18 protein-coding genes are annotated in these 17,706 nt (G+C 61.8%); 7 read left to right on the top strand and 11 right to left on the bottom strand.

The annotated features are described in order from the left end of the window. Positions 1-26: 26 nt before the first annotated feature. The 4 genes from O1W68_RS16495 to O1W68_RS16510 are packed head-to-tail and all read right to left on the bottom strand — an operon-like array spanning position 27 to position 3,349. Positions 27-773, bottom strand: a complete 747-nt coding sequence (locus tag O1W68_RS16495; RefSeq protein ID WP_269305291.1) for an amino acid ABC transporter ATP-binding protein — start codon at positions 771-773, stop codon at positions 27-29. Beyond that, positions 770-2,257: an ABC transporter substrate-binding protein/permease gene (locus O1W68_RS16500; protein ID WP_269305293.1), complete on the bottom strand. Its 1,488-nt coding sequence runs from the start codon at positions 2,255-2,257 to the stop codon at positions 770-772. Before O1W68_RS16500 ends, O1W68_RS16495 begins: the two co-directional genes overlap by 4 nt. Positions 2,258-2,298: 41 nt before the next feature. Beyond that, complete coding sequence (locus O1W68_RS16505) at positions 2,299-2,781, bottom strand: RidA family protein (protein ID WP_269305295.1); 483 nt, start codon at positions 2,779-2,781, stop codon at positions 2,299-2,301. Position 2,782: 1 nt separating this feature from the next. Then, positions 2,783-3,349: a histidine phosphatase family protein gene (locus tag O1W68_RS16510; RefSeq protein ID WP_269305297.1), complete on the bottom strand. Its 567-nt coding sequence runs from the start codon at positions 3,347-3,349 to the stop codon at positions 2,783-2,785. A 75-nt stretch (positions 3,350-3,424) separates the two neighbouring features. Here O1W68_RS16510 and O1W68_RS16515 point away from each other — a divergent pair, with 75 nt between their 5' ends. The 3 genes from O1W68_RS16515 to O1W68_RS16525 all read left to right on the top strand — a co-directional run bounded on the left by O1W68_RS16515 (position 3,425) and on the right by O1W68_RS16525 (position 6,802). Next, on the top strand, positions 3,425-4,600 hold the full coding sequence (locus O1W68_RS16515; RefSeq protein WP_269305299.1) for an acyl-CoA dehydrogenase family protein: 1,176 nt from the start codon (positions 3,425-3,427) through the stop codon (positions 4,598-4,600). 10 nt (positions 4,601-4,610) lie between these two features. Next, positions 4,611-5,708: an acyl-CoA dehydrogenase family protein gene (locus tag O1W68_RS16520; protein ID WP_269305301.1), complete on the top strand. Its 1,098-nt coding sequence runs from the start codon at positions 4,611-4,613 to the stop codon at positions 5,706-5,708. A gap of 185 nt (positions 5,709-5,893) precedes the next feature. After that, entirely contained in the window at positions 5,894-6,802 is a 909-nt protein-coding gene (locus O1W68_RS16525; protein ID WP_269305303.1) for a phosphodiesterase, read from the top strand. Here O1W68_RS16525 and O1W68_RS16530 read toward each other — a convergent pair. The 4 genes from O1W68_RS16530 to O1W68_RS16545 form a co-directional block, all read right to left on the bottom strand. Further along, positions 6,799-8,214 carry a stealth family protein gene (locus O1W68_RS16530; RefSeq protein WP_269305401.1) on the bottom strand — a complete coding sequence of 472 codons (1,416 nt, stop codon included), beginning with the start codon at positions 8,212-8,214 and terminating at the stop codon, positions 6,799-6,801. The genes O1W68_RS16525 and O1W68_RS16530 overlap by 4 nt on opposite strands. Positions 8,215-8,442: 228 nt before the next feature. Next, positions 8,443-8,817: a VanZ family protein gene (locus O1W68_RS16535; protein ID WP_269305305.1), complete on the bottom strand. Its 375-nt coding sequence runs from the start codon at positions 8,815-8,817 to the stop codon at positions 8,443-8,445. 40 nt (positions 8,818-8,857) lie between these two features. Beyond that, positions 8,858-9,481 (bottom strand): class I SAM-dependent methyltransferase, encoded by a 624-nt coding sequence (locus tag O1W68_RS16540; RefSeq protein ID WP_269305307.1) that lies wholly within the window; start codon positions 9,479-9,481, stop codon positions 8,858-8,860. Between the two features lie 75 nt (positions 9,482-9,556). Then, on the bottom strand, positions 9,557-10,576 hold the full coding sequence (locus O1W68_RS16545; protein WP_269305310.1) for an NADPH:quinone reductase: 1,020 nt from the start codon (positions 10,574-10,576) through the stop codon (positions 9,557-9,559). 139 nt (positions 10,577-10,715) lie between these two features. Here O1W68_RS16545 and O1W68_RS16550 point away from each other — a divergent pair, with 139 nt between their 5' ends. After that, entirely contained in the window at positions 10,716-11,222 is a 507-nt protein-coding gene (locus O1W68_RS16550) for a mycothiol transferase (RefSeq protein WP_269305312.1), read from the top strand. A 24-nt stretch (positions 11,223-11,246) separates the two neighbouring features. Here the strand turns inward: O1W68_RS16550 and O1W68_RS16555 are convergent, their stop codons facing one another. From O1W68_RS16555 to O1W68_RS16565, 3 genes are read right to left on the bottom strand one after another with little or no spacing between them, the layout of a single operon-like run. Then, complete coding sequence (locus O1W68_RS16555; protein ID WP_269305314.1) at positions 11,247-11,741, bottom strand: SRPBCC family protein; 495 nt, start codon at positions 11,739-11,741, stop codon at positions 11,247-11,249. Beyond that, positions 11,738-12,562, bottom strand: a complete 825-nt coding sequence (locus tag O1W68_RS16560; protein ID WP_269305316.1) for an SDR family NAD(P)-dependent oxidoreductase — start codon at positions 12,560-12,562, stop codon at positions 11,738-11,740. The genes O1W68_RS16555 and O1W68_RS16560 overlap by 4 nt, the downstream gene beginning before the upstream one ends. 51 nt (positions 12,563-12,613) lie before the next feature. Further along, positions 12,614-14,098 (bottom strand): cryptochrome/photolyase family protein, encoded by a 1,485-nt coding sequence (locus O1W68_RS16565; protein WP_269305318.1) that lies wholly within the window; start codon positions 14,096-14,098, stop codon positions 12,614-12,616. Between the two features lie 146 nt (positions 14,099-14,244). Here O1W68_RS16565 and O1W68_RS16570 point away from each other — a divergent pair, with 146 nt between their 5' ends. Genes O1W68_RS16570 through O1W68_RS16580 form a run of 3 tightly spaced genes read left to right on the top strand, consistent with a single transcriptional unit; the run spans position 14,245 to position 17,682 of the window. Further along, positions 14,245-15,918 carry an alkaline phosphatase D family protein gene (locus O1W68_RS16570; RefSeq protein WP_269305320.1) on the top strand — a complete coding sequence of 558 codons (1,674 nt, stop codon included), beginning with the start codon at positions 14,245-14,247 and terminating at the stop codon, positions 15,916-15,918. A gap of 44 nt (positions 15,919-15,962) precedes the next feature. Beyond that, entirely contained in the window at positions 15,963-16,805 is an 843-nt protein-coding gene (gene trhO / locus O1W68_RS16575; RefSeq protein WP_269305322.1) for an oxygen-dependent tRNA uridine(34) hydroxylase TrhO, read from the top strand. Then, the gene (locus O1W68_RS16580) at positions 16,798-17,682 is read left to right on the top strand and encodes a pseudouridine synthase (protein ID WP_442972384.1); all 885 of its coding nucleotides are present in this window, start codon (positions 16,798-16,800) and stop codon (positions 17,680-17,682) included. The genes trhO and O1W68_RS16580 overlap by 8 nt, the downstream gene beginning before the upstream one ends. The last annotated feature ends 24 nt before the right edge of the window (positions 17,683-17,706 follow it).

Raw genomic sequence — 17,706 nt, forward strand, 5'->3', positions numbered from 1 at the left:
GTTTCCCTTGGGCGGACCCGCCTTCGTCAGCCCATGATCCGCTGTAGGAACTGCCTGGTTCGCGGCTCGGTCGGATTGACCAGTACTTCCTCTGGTGTTCCGCGCTCGAGAACGATGCCGTCCTCGATGAAGAGGACTTGATCGGCGACTTGCTGGGCGAAACGGATTTCGTGGGTGACGATCACCATCGTCCACCCCTGAGCTGCAAGACTCCGGATGACAGCGAGTACTTCGCCGACAAGTTCTGGATCGAGGGCGGAGGTCGGCTCGTCGAACAGCATGAGCTTCGGTCGAAGCGCCAAGGCCCGGGCTATCCCGACGCGTTGTTGCTGGCCGCCGGACAGCTGGAACGGGTATTGATCGGCTTTGGCCTCGAGGCCGACTTGCGCGAGCAGCGTGTGGGCATCGGCGATCGCTTCGTCTTTCGGACGTTTCTGGACAATCACCGGACCTTCGATGATGTTCTGCAGGACGGTTTTGTGGGGGAACAGATTGTGGCTCTGGAAGACCATTCCGCTCTGCGCTCGGAGGAGTCGAAGGTCTGCTTCGGACACTGGGGTTGCGAAATCCACCGAAACGTCACCGATCCGGATCGACCCGGAGTCGGCGGGGTCGAGTGCATTCAACGATCTGAGCACCGTCGTCTTACCGGATCCGGACGGCCCGATGATCACAGTGACGCTCCCCGCCGGGACGGAGAAGGAGACGTCGCACAACACGTCGATCTTGCCGAACGACTTCTTGAGTGCCTTGACGTCGAGAAGGTCGGTCATTTCGCCACATACCTGTCGAGTCGGACTTCGAGTTTTCCTTGGAAGAACGAAAGAATCATGCAGATCACCCAGTAGTACAGAGCGGCGACGCTGTAGAGAGCGAAGAAGTCGAACGTCGGTGCGGCCGCCAATTGCGCGACGCGGAGCAATTCGGTCACGAGGATGGTCGATGCCAGCGAGGTGTCCTTGACGAGTGAAATCAGCGTGTTCGACAGCGGCGGCACGGCGGTACGTAATGCCTGGGGAAGAATGATGCGCTGCAGCGTCGTGCGGTAGCCCATGCCTATGGTCTGCGAGGCTTCCCATTGTCCCTTCGGCACGCTGAGGATGGCTGCTCTGATGACCTCTGCTGCATAGCCGCCGACGTTCAAGCTGAACGCGACCACCGCAGCGGGGAACGGGTCGATCACCACTCCGAACTGCGGCAGCGCGTAGAAGACGATGAACAACTGCAGCAGTAGCGGCGTGCCTCGAACGATCGAGACGTAGAAGCGAGCTGCCGCAGACAATGCCTTTCTCGACGAGATGCGAGCCAATGCAACTGCGAGGGCGATGACGAGCCCGATGACGAAGCTGATGGCCGTCAGCGGGATGGTCATCGTCAGCGTTGCCTTCAACATCGGCCACAGATTGTCGAGGATCAGATCGAGTTTGGATTGCGGTTCGACATCCGAGGCGTCCGACGTCGGCACCTGGGTATCTGCGGTCGGTGCGGCGACGGCAGAACCGAAGTACGTGGTGGAGATCCGATCGAGCGTTCCGTCCGCCTGCAACGTGTCGATCGCATTGTCGATTTCGTCCATCAGGCCGCTGTCTTTGCGGGCTGCGAATGCCTGGTAGCTGGTGTCTCCGGTCTGTGCCGCCACTTTGACGCCGGTGTCGCCGGTCTGCTTCAAATACTCGGCGATGGCGAGGCTGTCGTTGACGGTGGCGTCGACACGCCCGTCTTTGACCAGAGTGACCGCCTGCACGAACCCTTCGACGGCTTCTACGTTCGCGCCTGCGTCTGCGGCGACCTGAGCCCAGTTGCTGGTCGACGATTGTGCCGTCGTTTTGCCTGCGAGGTCTGCGACCGAGGTGATCGCTGTGCTGGTCGCCGAGTCGAGGATTTCGCCCTCGGAGACCGTGTACGGCTTGGACAGGTCGTATGCGTTCTGTCGATCGGGGTTGATCGTGACCTGATTGGCGATCAGGTCGAAGCGCCCGGATTGGAGTCCGGCGAAGATCGAGTCGAACGGGGTCTGTACGTACTCGACGCGGACGCCGAGTTCGCCCGCGACTGCATCGACCACGTCGATGTCGTATCCGGTGAGTTGTCCGTTCGCGCCCTGAAAGCTGAACGGGCTGTACGTACCTTCGGTACCGACGACGAGGACGCCGTTGTCCTTGACCGTATCGATCAGTGGTCCGGTGGAGGATCCACAACCGGCAACGGACATCAGTGCGACCAGCACGGCCAGCAGAGCGAGCACTTTGCGATGCACTTCGAGGAAGGCCTTCCGTCATCTCGTCCGGTAGAGGAAACCTACCCGTCGATCTCTATTTCCGCGGATATCACCACGGCGTTGTTCATCGGTAGTGCTGCCGTTCCGATGGCACTGCGCGCATGGGCTCCGACTTCGGGGCCGAACACTTGCAGGATCAGATCGGAGAAGCCGTTGATGACTGTCGTCGTCTGGGTGAACCCGTGATCGGCGTTGACCATTCCCGAGACGGTGAGCCAGGCACTGATTCGATCGAGGTCCCCGATAGCGCGTTGCACGCTGGCGAGTATCGCCAGGGCTGTGTCTCGTGCCGCGTCAGTGGCCTCGTCGAGGGAGATGTGCGACGGCACTGCGCCGAAGGGGCCTGCCATCGAGCCGTCCGCCCGTTGCGGTGAGTGACCCGTGACGTACACCCGGTTGCCTCGTACACGAACCCATTCGAAGGAGAATTGGAATCCCGGCGGGGCGTGGGCCTCAGCGGGAAGGACGAAACCTAGTTCTTCCAACTTGCGTTCGATGTGCATCTCAGTGATACCTCCGTGCTGGAATTCCGTTGATCGTGCGCACAGTCCATCCAGTCTCGTCGCGGACGAGGGTGGACACCCCGGCGTTGAGGATGCGCGGCGACGGTACGCCGCGGATGGCGCCGAGAATCGCTCGGATGATGCCTCCGTGGGCGACCGCGATCACGGAGGACTCCGGATACGTTTCCGCGATCTCGTCGACGGCGCGCACTCCTCGCTCGATCAGGGTGCCGCGCGGTTCCAGCCCTGGATACAGTCCGTCCGGCCAGTGTGAGTATGCGTCGTAGTCGGTGAATCCCTCGGCCTCGCCGAAGTGTCGTTCGGCGAGATCGGGATAGGTGGCGCTGCGCTCGATGCCGAGATGCGATCCGATGATGTCCGCTGTCTCCGAAGCCCTCGACAAGGGCGAACTCACCAACAGGTCCCAGGTGTGCCCCTCGAGTTCGTACACGGCTTCGCGGGCCTGCGCGCGGCCGGTCGAGTTGAGTGGGATATCCGAGGAACCTTGGAGGCGACCGTGCAGATTCCAGTCGGTTTCGCCATGTCGAACCAGTGCCAGCAAAGTCATAGTGTCCGGAGAGTATCCCAGCTACTGGAGAGTACGGTCGAAAGAGACAACGTGGTCGAGTCCGGAGGGACCAAAATGAATCTTGCCCTGACAGAGAAGGAAGCCACTTTTCGTGACGAAATGCGGACTTTCTTCACCACTGAGATTCCCGCGGAAATACGCGAGAAGAGCAAGGTGGGCATCGAGCTGAGCCGTGAAGACATGGTGACGACGATGCAAATTCTCAATGCGAACGGTCTGGCTGTTCCGCATTGGCCTGCAGAGTTCGGCGGTCGGGATTGGACGCCGGTTCAGCGTCATATCTGGCTCGACGAGATGCAGCTGGCCTCGGTGCCCGAGCCACTGGCATTCAACGCCTCGATGGTCGGACCGGTGATCGCTACTTTCGGCTCGCAAGAGATGAAGGAGAAGTTCCTTCCGAAGACGGCGAATCTGGATATCTGGTGGTGTCAGGGATTCTCCGAGCCCGAGGCTGGATCGGACCTTGCATCGCTGCGAACGACTGCCCTGCGAGACGGTGACGACTACATCGTCAACGGCCAGAAGACGTGGACGACGCTCGGGCAGTATGCCGACTGGATCTTCGCTCTCGTCCGGACCAACCCGGATGCGCCGAAGAAGCAGGCGGGGATCTCGTTCCTGCTGATCGATTTGAACACGCCCGGCATCACGGTGCGCCCGATCAAGTTGATCGACGGCAGCGTCGAGGTCAACGAGGTGTTCTTCGAAAACGTCCGTGTTCCGGCGGAGAACCTTGTGGGCGAGGACAACCAGGGGTGGAGCTACGCGAAGTTCCTGCTCGGTAACGAACGCACCGGTGTCACCCGGGTCGGACACACGAAGGTTCGTCTGGAACAGGCAAAGAAGCATGCGGCCGCCACTGCCGTTGCCGACGGCACCCTGCTCGAAGATCCTATCTTCGCGGCGCGGTTCGCCGAGCTCGAAAACGAAGTTCTCGCACTGGAACTCACACAGCTGAGAATGGTGTCGGGATCTTCTGACGGTAAGCCGAATCCGGCGTCGTCGATTCTGAAGCTTCGCGGATCGGAGCTGCAGCAGTCGGCGACCGAGATGTTGATGGATATCGCAGGACCCGATTCGCTTCCTTACGAGGCTGGCGACGACATCGATAGTCCCGGTTGGGCGCAACGTTCGGTTCCGACGTACCTCAACTACCGCAAGGTATCGATCTACGGCGGATCCAACGAAGTGCAGCGGCAGATCATCGCATCGACGATTCTCGGATTGTGAGGGGCAGGACATGGATTTCGAACTGAACGAAGAACAGAAACTCCTGCGTGACACCACTCGTGAGGTGCTGTCGAGGGCGTATGACACCGAAAAGCGAAACAAGATCGTTGCCGCCGAACCTGGTTGGTCTGCCGATGTGTGGAAGCAGCTCGCCGAAGTCGGGCTACTCGGACTGAGCTTCTCCGAGGACGACGGCGGCATGGATGCCGGCCCGGTGGAGATCATGGCCGTCATGACCGAGGTCGGACGTCGCCTCGCCCCGGAGCCGATACTCGATGCGGTGCTCGTGCCGGGCGGGTTGATCTCAGAGGTCGGAAGTGTCGATCAGCGTCGACGCGTCTTGCCCGGCGTAGCCGAAGGCAGCACCTTGCTTGCCTTCGCACACAACGAAACCGGCAGTCGTTGGCCGAACATCACGGTGAGCACTTCAGCGACCGAGGACGGCGGTTCGTGGTCCATCACCGGTACGAAGAATCCGGTCCCATCAGGCGGCAGCGCCGATGTACTGGTGGTCAGTGCCACGCTTCCAGGCGGCGGGATAGGCCTCTTTCTCGTCGACTGCGATGCGACGGGGCTCGACCGCAAGTCCTACCAGACTCACGACGGAGGTCGGGCGGCACAGATCACGCTGACCGACGTCGCGGCCGAGCCGTTGGGTGATGGCGGAGATGCGAGCACTGCCATCGTGGCTTCGGAGGTGAAGGCGCAGGCTGCACTGTGCGCCGAAGCCATCGGTGCCATGGAAGAGGCACTGAGGTTGACGACGGATTATCTGAAGCAGCGCAAGCAATTCGGTGTTCCGCTCGCCAAATTCCAGGCGTTGACGTTCCGGGCAGCGGATATGTACGTCTTGCTCGAACTGGCGCGCAGTATGGCGCTGTACGCGACGATGAATCTCGCGGACGACGTCGTCGATCCGCTCGTGGCTTCGCGTTCGAAGCTGCAGATATCTCGGTCCTCGCGCAAGCTGGGGCAAGAAGCGATTCAGCTGCACGGTGGCATCGGTGTCACGGCCGAATATCCGGTAGGACATTACGTCAGCAGGCTCGTCGCGATCGAGCACACGCTCGGTGGTGCCGACGAGCACCTGCGCGTGCTGTCGAAGTAGCAGAGTCCGACAGGTGAGTGGGAGTCGGAAGGATTCCCACTCACCTGTGCGGTGAGCCTCTGGTTGTTCGCTGTCCGTAAATTCTCCGTACCCCGAGTGTTCCCTTCGGAGGGTTTGGCTACTGTGAACTAGAGGGCATGCGAACAGTGTGCCCACCGAGAAGGCCGATCGGAAGCGAGACACCGATGAAGGCTCGGACGGCGGAGTACCCACGCCCGAATCACTGCCTCCTGCACCTGAGCGATACGCACCTTGTCGAGGGGGGTGATTTGTACGGTGGAGTGGACAGCACGGCCACGTTGCGTCGCATCCTCGCTGATGTCGAGACGTCCGGGGTGCGGCCCGATGCACTGGTCTTTACCGGCGATCTCACCGACCGAGGTGAACCGGGTGCTTACGACACCCTGCGGGCGCTGGTCGAGCCGGTTGCCGAGGCGCTCGGAGCCCGGATCATCTGGGCGATGGGAAATCACGACGACCGTGCGACGTTCCGATCGCGGTTACTCGATCAGGCGCCGACGACCGGCACGGTCGACCGTGTCCACGAGGTGGCAGGACTTCGCATCATCACGTTGGATTCGACGGTTCCCGGTCACCACTACGGTGAAGTGACGCAAGCCCAATTGGATTGGCTTGCAGGAATTCTCGAAACGAAAGCCGAATTCGGCACCATTCTGGCGATGCATCACCCGCCGGTGCCTGCGGTGTTGGATCTTGCGGTGCTGGTGGAGTTGCTCGATCAGCGCCGACTCGCAGATGTCCTCCGTGGGAGCGACGTCAGATCCATCCTGGCTGGTCACCTGCACTACTCGACCTCAGCGACGTTCGCAGGGATTCCGGTGTCGGTCGCGTCCGCTACCTGCTACACCCAGGACCTCAACGTCCCGCCCGGCGCTACCCGGGGCCGCGATGGTGCGCAGGCCTACAACCTCGTCCACCTCTACGACGACAACGTCGTGCACTCGGTGGTCCCCATCGGAACCTACGAGACCGTCGGTGAATACGTCTCCGCAGAAGAGGTCGTACGGCGTCTGGACGAGGCCGGGGTGACCATTGCCGAAAGTGCGCGACGGCCGAGGTTCAGCAGTATCTAGCTTTCCCAGGGCGCGACGATGGGGAAGTACCGTTCGAGGAACTCGGTGACCCGGCGGGTCCGAACATCCAGGTCGACCTCGGGAAAGCTGCCGTCGTTGAGGCAGAAGAAGTCGATCGAGCGTTTGGGTAGAAGGTTCTCCATGGAATGGAGCCCCGAATGCGACGTGGTGTCGATGTAGGTGACCTTGGCGCTCGTCTGCACCACTGCCCGGCCGCTCATCAACGCGTAGTAGTGGTAGAGCGAGTTGGTGACCGAGATATTGGTGCTGGCCCGGAACACGCTTGCAGCAGTAGCAGCGAACTCGTCGGGGAACTCGTTCTCCATCTCTTGCATGACGCTTTTGCGCAGTGGCGTAGCTGCGTGTTCCAGGTGCCTGGTGGTCATCAGACCGAAGCGGTCCTGCAGTAGTCGACGGTTGACTCGGGCGGCGTTCTCGAACCCGCTGCGATCTTCGTCGTTGTAGCCCAACCCGATTCGGGTGCCGGCTTCGATGAACATGCTGATGCCGCCGGGTGAGAAGAACATCTGCGGGCCGACCGGGCGTCCGAAGAACATGTCGTCGTTGGAGTAGAGGAAATGCTCGGACAGGCCCGGGATGTGATGCAGCTGGGATTCGACTGCTTGCGAATTGTGGGTCGGCAGAACGGAAGTGTCGACGAAGAACGTTTCGCTCGGCACGAACGTCACGCGCGGGTCGTCCGCGAGCCAGGCCGGTCGATCGGAATCGGTTGCGACGAAAATGCGACGAATCCACGGTGCGTACATGTGGATCGAGCGAAGCGCATACTTCAGTTCGTCGATCTGCCGAAATCGTGCAGGCGACGAGTCACCCTCTCCGACAATGTAGTTCTGCATGCGGCGTGCGCGTTGAGCTTGGAATTCGGCGGAGGAGCCGTCGACCCAGGAGAACACGATGTCGATATCGAAATTGATGTCCGACGCGTGGTCGGCGAACATGTTTTCGATTGTCGGCCAGGACTTTCCGAAGCGCTCGACGGTTCCGCGCACCGCTTCGTCGCGTCGAATGGTGCGGCGAGTCAGCGAGTTCTCGACGGGAAGCACGATCTCCTGGGGCGAAAACGCCCACAGTTCGATCTGAACTGCCGTCGAGGCGCCGTAGTGCAGGCCACTGTTCGGTTCGATTCGGGGGCGATAAAGCCGAAAGATGCGGGCGTCGGAGGCAGGTGAAAGTGATCCGTCGGCCACCAGCACCGTCTTGGCTCGCTTGACGTCCACGGTTTTGGAGTAGAACGGCTCTTGCAGGCACGCCTCGACCAGTGCCGCGCGCAGTGGTTCGCGCTCGGCAGCATCTATGGCGATGACGGGTCGCTTGTCGTTGCCGCGAACCAGCAGGTATCGGATGCGGGCACTGTCGAGGGCAGCGCGGATGAACAGCAAATCGAAGACCATCGCCTGGTGGGGCGTCGTTGACGTGATCGACAAAGCGAATCTTCCGTCGTACGCAACCACATCTGTTCGGTCCGTCAGACGCGCGACGGACTCGGGCGATTCACCGATCACCGGGTCGAGCGCGTCTTGCTCGGGTGCGACCAGGTATATCTCATGGGGCGTGGACGTCGAGGTAATGGTGACCCTTCCAGAAGTGGCGTGCGAGCCGAGAACCCCCGGAGCGTGCTGTCAGTCTATAGCGGAGGGAACCGGAACTATGCGCGTGGCAACGAGCACCCCCACGGCCGCACCTGCCACATCGAATGCTGCATCGAGGAGGGAACCGCTGCGGCCCAACGGCAGGACGGCCTGAAGGATCTCGGACGCTATTGCGAAAGTTGTAGTCCACAGGACGGTCCGCGACGCCGAAACCGCTGCGACTCGTGAGGTGTACGCGAGTGCGAAGAAGAGTGTGAAGTGAATGATCTTGTCGCTATGGGTGAATCCGCTGGGCACTCCCGACGCGGGGGTGAACAGAATGATCATCGCGGCGATCAGCGCGAGAGCCAGTGGCACGTAGTAGCGCAGCGGCAGAGGCGCACAGTGGCGCAGCGGCATGGACATCACCATCACTCTAGTTGCCCCTGTATTCCTTCTCTCGAAGTCAGAGCTTGCGAAGCAACGCGACGGTGTCGAGGCGCTCGGTCTGCTTCCCGTCGGTGGTGGTCCCGGTTCGCGCACGATCCTCGGCGACGACGACGGACCATTCTACGGTGGGGAATAGTGCGGTGACCTGGTCGGCTGTGAAGAGGAGTTCGGCGTGCCCATGCTGCGAGGCCAGGGCGTCGGAGGGGCTGTGTCCGACGATCAGGAGGTGTCCCCCCGAGGTGACTGCGTTGCCGAAGCGAAGGATTGCCGGCTCGAACTGAGCGTGTGGCAGGTGGAAGAAGTGGGCACTGACGAGGTCGAACGACGTGGCGGGCGGAGCCCACTCGGTGAGATCGCGGTGGAGCCACGCCACGGTTCGATCGCCTTGTGCATGCCGAGCACGTTCGAGGGCGATGGGCGAGATGTCCGCGCCGGTGGTCTTCCAGCCGTTGTCTGCGAGCCAGAAGGCGTCGGCTCCTTCGCCGCTGCCGATGTCCAGAGCGCTGCCTGGCGTGAGCTTCGACGCTTCTGTGATCAATACCTGGTTGGCGTGGCCGCTCCAGATGGTGGGTCGTTCCGAGTACAGGTTGTCCCAGAACGGCTGGTCGAATACTGCCGGAGCATCGTCGTGTGTGTGCATGGCTATGACAATGCCGACGCATTCGCGAATGCGCAAGTTAGTTTGCTAATTCGGCAAATTCGACCAGGTGCTGCGTCAGATATCGATGAGAACTTTTCCGGTCACGCCGTTCTGAACTGCGTCGTGTGCAGCGGCCGTACCGGACAAAGGGAACCGGTGCAACGGTAGACCGGCGCTTTCGCCGACCTCGAGTACACCTGCACCTGCCGCAGCATTGACGTCGTCCTGAGCGGCCTTCAGGGCTGCCTCGCCGACGGTGTAGAGCAGAATGAACTGGTAGCGAGTGTTGAGCACCATGTTCGGTCGTACATCGAGGGTGATCGTGTTGCCGCCGTTGTTGGCGTAGACCGCAATCGAGGCACGTGTGGAGGTGACGGCGGCGTTCAGTTCGGCGTTCTGCGCCGGGGCGACCTCGACCACCAGATCGACTCCATCGGGGGCGATGGCTCGGATCGAGGCAGCGGCATCACCGGTCGTGTAGTTGACGACGTGATGTGCACCCGCGGCAGTAGCGAGGGCTGCTTTTTCCGGCCCACTGACGGTGGTGACGACCGTTGCTCCCGCCCAGCGCCCGAGTTGGATCGCCGCATGCCCGACTGCTCCCGCACCACCTGCAACCAGTACTGTCCTGCCGACGAGCGCGCCGGGATGCAACCGCGAGGGGCTGTCTTCGGAGACTGTCAATGCGCGGTGGGCTGTCATGGCGGGCACACCGAGGCTGGCCCCGACGTCGAAGCCGACGTGGTCAGGGAGTCGTACGACGCGTTCGGCCGGGACTACGGTGTACTCCTGTGCTGTTCCGGTCGGCCTCCGGTGCTGTGAGAGGTACAGCCACACCCGGTCACCCACGGCCAGACCTTCGACGCCGGTGCCTGCCGCATCAACGGTCCCTGCACCGTCTTGGTTCGGCACGACCTCGTCGAAGTCGAGTGCGTCCCCGGCGCGCGCGCCCTCCCGGTTCTTCCAATCGGTGGGGTTGACCCCGGATACGGCTACCTTCACTCGAACCTCGCCCGGTCCCGGTTCGGGTATCTCTCGGTCCACGAGATCGAGTACAGAGGTGTCGCCGGTCCTGGTGTATGTGATTGCCTTCATATCAGGGTGCAACGGGTTCGGCAGTAGTGGAAATTCCAGGCCGGAAATTTCGGTGATGGAAATTGCACAGTCGGGTATGCGGATAGAAGTAGGTAGGTCACCCCGCCACCTCCACCCGCATTTCGAAAGGACAACCCAGGTGAATCACGCCGGAGTACTCATCGACGCTTTCGACCGCATCAAAGGGGTCGTACACGAGACCCTCGACGACATTTCTCCCGAGGCACTCACCTTCAGAACGGACGCCGAGGCCAACACGATTGCGTGGCTGATGTGGCACTTGACGCGCGTTCAGGATGATCACGTGGCGGGCGTCGAAGGAGGGGAGCAAGTGTGGACCTCGGACGGCTGGGAGGCCAGATTCGGTCTGCCGTTCGAGAGTTCTTCGATCGGCTACGGCCACAGCGCTGACGATGTCGCTCGGGTGCGCGCCGACGCCGAACTGCTCCGCAGCTACCACGACGCGGTGCACGCCAGGACCGTTGCGTACCTCGGTTCGCTGACGGCCGAGGATCTCGATCGCGTCGTCGACGAACAGTGGGATCCCCCGGTGACACTCGGCGTGCGGCTGGTGTCGGTGGTGTCCGATGATCTCCAACACTGTGGACAAGCGGCCTATGTACGGGGCTTGTTCGAGCGCAAGTAGCTGCTCACCGTACGTCCGCTTCGCTCAGCCGAAGCGCTTCTGCAAGTTGCCGAGAGTTTTCGAGATGTTCCGACGTTGGAACTGAGGGAACGTCTTTCCGCTTGTGGCGATCTTGTCGAATACGAGCGCTACGGCATCGGGCCACTTCGTGCGGTCGTCGGTCCATGTCTCGGTAACCCTGGTGCCACCGGGGACCGGTTCGAAGTCGTACCGCCACGTCGCGTTGGCACCCTTGAAGCGGGGAGTCTTCACGCCGATCGCGTGGACGCGGAACTCGAACGCCGACCCGGGATCTGCGACAGTGACGGTGCATCGGGTGATCCAGCGTGCACGCCCGCGCTTGTTCTTTCCGTCGAACACCATTCCGACGTAAGCACTTTCGCGTGGATCGTGCACTACGGCGCCGAGGTTTTCCGGGCTCCAGCTGCCCATCTGTGTCGGATCGCTGATAGCGGCGTAGAGAGTGTCGGTGTCAGCGCTGACGACGGTGCTGTCGGACACCGTGAATTCGCGGGTCATGAAGTGGATCCTTTGCGTAGGCCGGGATGGTTACGAGCGAGGAGGGGTACCAACAACTTTCGTGGCGTCACCTGGGCGAATATCGACGCGATACGGTTGGCAGCGCCGGGTATCGCGACCATCTGACCTTTCGCCATGCCGTCTACGGCGGTCTTTGCGACCTCTTCGGGCGATACCCACATCACGGACGGAAGGGCAGCCTCGGCATCCTCTTTCGAAAAGCCTGCGGTCTCACCGAATCCGGTATCCACCGGTCCTGGGCACAGCGCCGTCGCGGAGACACCGGTTCCGTGCAGCTCACCGCTGAGACTTTGCGTGTAGGAGAGGACGAATGCCTTGCACGCGCCGTACCCAGCTTGACCGGGAAGCGGCTGAAACGCCGCGGTCGATGCAACGTTCAGTACGGCACCGCGTTCTCTCGCCGTCATGCCTGGCAAGAATCGGCTGCAGAGGTCGGCGACCGCCGCCACGTCGACCTCGATCATGTTCAACTCGGCTTCCGGGTCCGAGGATGCGACGGGGCCGAGCGTGGACAGTCCAGCGTTGTTCACCAGAATGTCCGGTATCAGTCCCAGTGCCTCGATGCGGCCCAGTAATTCGCTCCGCGCGGATCGTTCGGACAGGTCGGCAGCGAGGACCTCGGCTCGGATTCCGCACTTGTTCAGCTCCTCGGCCAGGGCGCTCAGCTTGTCGGCGCTTCGCGCCACGAGGGTCACCCCGTGCCCACGGTTGGCGAGTTCGCGTGCAATCGCTACCCCGATTCCGGAGGAGGCCCCCGTGACGACGGCAGTGCTGTCGGGCGTAGGGCGAGGAAGGCTCATGGGTCCACCGTAGCGAAGCACGAGTTCTGGCACCCCTGCGCACGGGCACGATCAGAACACCTCTCGCTGATTTTCTTGTTCGAGCACCTGGTCGAGATCGGCGAGACGGTGCATCTGCGACACCTGCCGAGCTGTTCGATGGTTTTTCGCCAGTCGATCCCGGTGACGGTGTACGAATGACCAGTACCCGGCCGTGAACGGGCACGCGTCCGGACCGAGGCGCTTCTTCGGGTTGTATTCGCACCCACCGCAATGATCGGTCATGCGATCGAGGTACGCGCCACCCGATGCGTACGGCTTCGTAGCGATCAACCCGCCGTCGGCATGCTGGCTCATGCCGATCACGTTGACGGGCATGACCCAGGCGAACCCGTCGACGAATGCGGTGGCAAACCATTCGGTCAGTGCCTTCGGGTCGTATCCGCGCTGGAGTGCGAAGTTGCCGAGAATCATCAACCTGGGGATGTGATGCACCCAGCCGCGCGCATTCAGTTCCGTCAGAGTGTGTGACAGGCACGCCGCGATCGGGTGATCACCGTCGAGTTCGGTGAACCACTTCGGTAGTGGCTCATGGGCAGCGAGCTCGTTGCGGTCGAGGTAGTCCGGGCCGAAATGCCAGTACAGGTGCCACACGTACTCCCGCCAGCCGAGCACCTGGCGGATGAATCCTTCAACCGACGCGAGCGGGGCATCGCCGTCGCGCCAAGCCTGCTCGGCGGCCTCGACTACCTCGAGAGGTTCGAGGAGCCCCATGTTCAGCGGCACCGACAGTAGCGAATGTGCCATCGCCCAGTCCTGACTCATCACGGCGTCCTCGTATTTGCCGAAGTCGGGAAGGCGATAGGAGACGAAGTGTTGCAGGGCTTCCCGGGCCTCGTCGGCTGTCACCGCGAACAGGCGCGGGCCGTCCTGTCCGACGGTCGGTAGGTTCAGAGCATCCAGGTCTGACCGGACGGAATCGTCGATGTCGTCCTCGGTCGGCCACCAGGGTGGGTCGATACCGAGTGTCGAGCGCTTTTTCGGAGGTGGTTCGCGATTGTCGGCATCGAGGTTCCACACGCCGTCGACCGGCTCCGCACCTGCCATGAGCACCTCGAAGCGTCTGCGCTGGTCGCGGTAGAACGCCTCGAGTCGGAACTGATTGCGATTGCCGGCCCACTCGGCGAAATCCGTTCGGCTCAGCGCGAACATCGGTGTCGGCAACACATCCAGCACGACACCCTCGTCGAGAAGTTTCTGTACGAAGCGCTCCGCAGCGTGCGAGGTGGGCTCGAAAACCAGCACCGGCCGTCCGTACTGTTCGAGACCGTCTCGATACGTTTCGGTCTTCAGATAGGTCGAGCGCTCACCCAGTTCCGCGGCGAGATGTCGCATCCCCGAGAGGACCAGATGCAATTTCTGTCGATGGAACGGACGTGTCCGACACACTCGCGCACTCTCGATCAGCAGGACATCGCGATGGATGTGCTCACTCGTCGAGTGAAAGTGCGGGCCGAGTTGATCACCGAACAACCAGAGCGGAGCGGAGGAGGCCATATTCGCAGAGTGCTCGAGTCGAGGCAAGAACAAACTCTCCGTCGGTCGGTGCCTGTATTCGAACACCGTACGAGCTGAAAGTGAATCTTTACCCCCGATGGCCTGCTGGACTTGACCGCGGCCTCTCGATCACATCAACTTGTGTCGTGACCGTGAAAAAAGGTGTGTCCAGGCGTGGATTTCTTCGATCCTCTTCCATCGCAGTGGCAGCGGTCGGAGCGGCCTCGGCGGTACCGGTTCTCGCTCACGCGCAACAGGGCTCGTTCGTCCCGTTCCAACACGGCGTCGCCTCGGGTGATCCGACGCCCGAGGCCGTCATTCTGTGGACTCGAGTAACTCCGACTCCTGATGCCCTCCCCGGTTCCGGTATCGGGCCCGCGACCGAGGTCCGATGGAGAGTGGCTACCGATCCGGAGCTGACGGCGATCGTCCGCAGCGGCACCGTGTCGACGAGCCCGGACTCCGATCACACGGTCAAAGTCGACGTCGACGGCCTTTCGCCGGCTACGACGTACTACTACAGTTTCGAAGTCCAGGGTGGTGACGCAGCAGGCACCGAGTCCGTTGTCGGTACGACCCGCACGGCCCCGGCCGAAGACACCGAACTCGACGGCATCAGGTTCGGTGTCGTCTCGTGCTCCAACTGGGAGTCCGGATTCTTCGGCGCCTACCGCCATCTGGCTGCACGGACCGATCTCGACGCGATCATCCATCTCGGCGACTACATCTACGAGTACGAGACCGGTGGTTTCGCCGGCAAGAACGGCGTCGTTCGGCAGCACGATCCGGTGCACGAGATCGTCAGTTTGCAGGACTACCGGATCCGGCACGGTCAGTACAAGTCCGATCCGGATCTCAAAGCCGCTCATCTCGGGGTGCCATGGATCTGCACGTGGGACGACCACGAATCGGCCAACGATGCGTACGACGGTGGCGCTCAGACTCATCAGCCCGAGACCGACGGACCGTGGTCGGTCCGTAAGTCGAACTCGGTACAGGCCTATTTCGAATGGATGCCCGTACGCGTAGCCGGTACCCCGCAAAATCGCCACATCTACCGACGGTTGCGCTTCGGAACGTTGCTCGAGCTGTCGATGCTGGATTTGCGGACCTATCGGTCCCAGCAGGTGTTGCCGTTCCAGGGCGGCGACGTCGATTCTCCGAATCGCACGATCACCGGAGCGGACCAGATGGAGTGGCTCACCGAAGGACTGGTGAGTTCGCCGACGCAGTGGAAGATCGTCGGAAATCCGGTCATGATCACCCCGGTTCTGCTCCCTCCACTCGAGAGCGAGGCGGCGGCCGCGCTGACCGGTTTGCTCGGGATTCCCGCCGGCGGGCTGCCGTACAACGCCGATCCATGGGATGGGTACACGGCGGATCGAAAGCGGCTGCTCGGTGCGATCGCGGAGAAGAACGTGCGCAACACCGTCTTCATCACCGGCGATATTCACTCTTCGTGGGCATGTGACGTTCCAGCCGACGCAGCCCGCTACTTCCAAACCGGTGCCGTCGCCACCGAGCTCGTCGTCACATCGGTGTCCTCGGCAAACATCGATGATTTGACGAAGACGGACCCGCATACGCTCAGCAGAGTCGCCGAGGCCGCATTGACCACGCTCAACCGCCATATCAAATACGTCGACCTCGACAGTCACGGGTTCGGCGTCTTCGATGTGACACCCTCGGGCGTCCAGATGGATCACTGGTACCTCGATGCCAAGGAAGACCCGCTCAGCGGCATCTATTGGGGTGCAGGATTCGCTGTTCCCGACGGGTTGGCGCGGGTGGATCCGGTAGCTCTGCCTGTTCGTGCGTAGTCGCTTCTGACACCGGCTCGGTACGCACCGGCATACTGACACCTATGGCTGTACCGAAAATCGTGCTGTTCTACGTCTTTACCCCGCTACCGGACCCGGAGGCAATCCGGCTGTGGCAGCACACGCTGGCCGCGTCCAACGGCCTCGGTGGCAGGATCATCATCTCCGAGCATGGGATCAACGCGACCGTCGGCGGCGAACTCGCCGACGTCAAGCGCTATGTGCGGGGAACACGGAGCTATCCAGCCTTCGAAGACGCCGACATCAAGTGGTCGGAGGGGTTGGGTGAGGACTTCCCACGGCTTTCGGTCAAGGTCCGGTCGGAGATCGTGACCTTCGGGGCAGCCGAGGAACTGAAGGTCGACGCAGACGGAGTGGTCGGCGGGGGAGTGCACCTGAGTCCCGCACAAGTGAACGAACTTGTCGATCGTCGTGGCGATGACGTCGTCTTCTTCGACGGCCGCAATGCTTTCGAGGCGCAGATCGGCAAATTCAAGAACGCTGTGGTGCCCGAAGTGGAGACCACCCGCGACTTCGTTGCGCAACTCGACTCTGGGCAGTTCGATCATCTGAAGAAGAGTCCCGTCGTCACTTACTGCACCGGTGGAGTGCGATGCGAGGTGCTTTCTTCGCTGATGCGCTCACGAGGTTTCGAAGAGGTCTATCAGCTCGACGGCGGGATAGTGCGCTACGCCGAAGCCTATGGAGACGATGCGCTGTGGGAGGGATCGTTGTACGTCTTCGACAAGCGCATGAATATCGACTTCTCCGATCACACGTCGGTGATCGGCCGCTGCACGGTGTGCGCGAACCCGACTTCTCGATACCAGGATTTCGACGACGACGAGGGCCGCGGGCTCCGCCTGGTCTGTGTCGATTGTGCCTGAGCCACTTCCGTATCGGCATGGTTTGGCGCCGTTGCGCATTCGGCTTCCGCACGAGGAGTCCTCGAAGACCGTGTTCGAGTACCTCAGTCGCGAGTACCCCGCCGATCCGTGGGAGCAGTCGATGATCTCCGGCGAGGTCGTCGACGAGAAGGGGCGGCCGTGGGGCAGCGAAAGTGCCTATGCTCCTGGAAGATTCGTGTACTTCTACCGAGACCCGGCGCCGGAGACTCCGGTGCCGTTCGAGATGGACGTCCTTTACGACGGTGACGGCATCGTCGTGGTCGACAAGCCGCATTTTCTGGCAACCATCCCTCGGGGAAGACACGTCACCGAAACCGCGACGGTGCGTGCGCGTCGGATGTTCGACTGCCCGGATCTCACGCCTGCCCATCGACTCGATCGGGCGACGGCGGGAGTTCTGATATTCACCCGCACCAAAGAACTACGACGGCCGTACCAGGAGCTCTTCTCGTCGAGATCGGTACTCAAAGAGTACGAGGCGATCGCGCCTTATGATCCGACGCTGGAATTCCCGCGGGTGATTCGGAGTCGAATCATCAAGGAACACGGGGTCATGGTTGCCCATGAGGAACCGGGCGAGCCGAACAGTGAAACACGGGTCGAGATGATCGAGATCTTGGGTGAACGCGCACGCTATCGACTCTTCCCGAAGACGGGCAAGACGCACCAGCTACGAATTCACCTGTCTTCGATGGGTATACCCATCGAAGGTGATCCGTTCTATCCAGAGTTTCGATCGGTACCGGGTGACGACTTCACCGAACCCTTGAGGCTTCTCGCGCGGGCGGTGGAATTCGAAGACCCGATCACCGGCGCTTCGCGTCGTTTTCGGAGTAACCGGAGCCTGTCCGACTGAGCGGTTCTCGGCTATGCGCCGATA

Origin of the sequence: Rhodococcus sp. H36-A4, assembly GCF_027158005.1 — a bacterium.
Lineage (GTDB): Bacteria > Actinomycetota > Actinomycetes > Mycobacteriales > Mycobacteriaceae > Rhodococcoides.

Excerpts from the sequence above, each read along its gene's own strand:
- O1W68_RS16495 (WP_269305291.1), bottom strand. The coding sequence starts at position 773 with ATGACCGACCTTCTCGACGTCAAGGCACTCAAGAAGTCGTTCGGCAAG.
- O1W68_RS16505 (WP_269305295.1), bottom strand. The coding sequence starts at position 2,781 with ATGCACATCGAACGCAAGTTGGAAGAACTAGGTTTCGTCCTTCCCGCT.
- O1W68_RS16510 (WP_269305297.1), bottom strand. The coding sequence starts at position 3,349 with ATGACTTTGCTGGCACTGGTTCGACATGGCGAAACCGACTGGAATCTG.
- O1W68_RS16515 (WP_269305299.1), top strand. The coding sequence starts at position 3,425 with ATGAATCTTGCCCTGACAGAGAAGGAAGCCACTTTTCGTGACGAAATG.
- O1W68_RS16520 (WP_269305301.1), top strand. The coding sequence starts at position 4,611 with ATGGATTTCGAACTGAACGAAGAACAGAAACTCCTGCGTGACACCACT.
- O1W68_RS16525 (WP_269305303.1), top strand. The coding sequence starts at position 5,894 with ATGAAGGCTCGGACGGCGGAGTACCCACGCCCGAATCACTGCCTCCTG.
- O1W68_RS16530 (WP_269305401.1), bottom strand. The coding sequence starts at position 8,214 with ATGGTCTTCGATTTGCTGTTCATCCGCGCTGCCCTCGACAGTGCCCGC.
- O1W68_RS16535 (WP_269305305.1), bottom strand. The coding sequence starts at position 8,817 with ATGTCCATGCCGCTGCGCCACTGTGCGCCTCTGCCGCTGCGCTACTAC.
- O1W68_RS16540 (WP_269305307.1), bottom strand. The coding sequence starts at position 9,481 with ATGCACACACACGACGATGCTCCGGCAGTATTCGACCAGCCGTTCTGG.
- O1W68_RS16545 (WP_269305310.1), bottom strand. The coding sequence starts at position 10,576 with ATGAAGGCAATCACATACACCAGGACCGGCGACACCTCTGTACTCGAT.
- O1W68_RS16555 (WP_269305314.1), bottom strand. The coding sequence starts at position 11,741 with ATGACCCGCGAATTCACGGTGTCCGACAGCACCGTCGTCAGCGCTGAC.
- O1W68_RS16560 (WP_269305316.1), bottom strand. The coding sequence starts at position 12,562 with ATGAGCCTTCCTCGCCCTACGCCCGACAGCACTGCCGTCGTCACGGGG.
- O1W68_RS16565 (WP_269305318.1), bottom strand. The coding sequence starts at position 14,098 with ATGGCCTCCTCCGCTCCGCTCTGGTTGTTCGGTGATCAACTCGGCCCG.
- trhO (WP_269305322.1), top strand. The coding sequence starts at position 15,963 with ATGGCTGTACCGAAAATCGTGCTGTTCTACGTCTTTACCCCGCTACCG.